The organism is Oleiphilus sp. HI0067 (assembly GCF_001635735.1).
Genome location: NZ_LWFI01000541.1, coordinates 1 through 511, shown reverse-complemented (window position 1 = coordinate 511; position 511 = coordinate 1). Strand labels below are relative to the sequence as shown.

At 43.6% G+C, this 511-nt stretch carries 1 protein-coding gene; it reads right to left on the bottom strand.

Annotated features, from left to right (window positions below; genetic code table 11):
* A partial coding sequence (locus A3739_RS06315; RefSeq protein WP_197472115.1) for a PD-(D/E)XK nuclease family protein occupies window positions 1–511 on the bottom strand: 511 nt, incomplete at both ends.

Here is a 511-nt window from a genome sequence, read left to right as displayed (position 1 = left end):
ATAGCTATAAGCATTTCCCATTCGTGCTTTTAACAGACGATGAATGGCTAAGCTATACAGCAGGTATTGCACATCATAACGATGCTCATTGATCGCTGCTTCTAGTTTGTCGTGCGTATAGTTGTCTGCGCTAAAACCAAGATGATTCGATTTATAATCCAGCACAAAATAAGCGTCTTGCGCTCGGAACAATAAGTCGATCGCCCCTTTAATATGCCCTTCGAATGCTTCAAAACTCAAAGCGTCTGCATTCGGATTGTACTGACGAAGTAGCGAATTAAAGTTCGACAAAGAGAAATCATCTACCGAGAAATAAAACTTGGCTTCAACGCGATAATCGTTTTCGTCTAATTGTGCTAAAGCAATTGATGCTCCAGAAGCGCTGCCGATTTCTATCAGCGGCAGCGCAAGCACTTGTTGAACCCATTGCTCGAGATAAGCCGCCCATGCTTGTTCATGCCGCTCTGGCACTAAGGCATACTGCTGCAACAAATTACAGATGTGCTCTTCT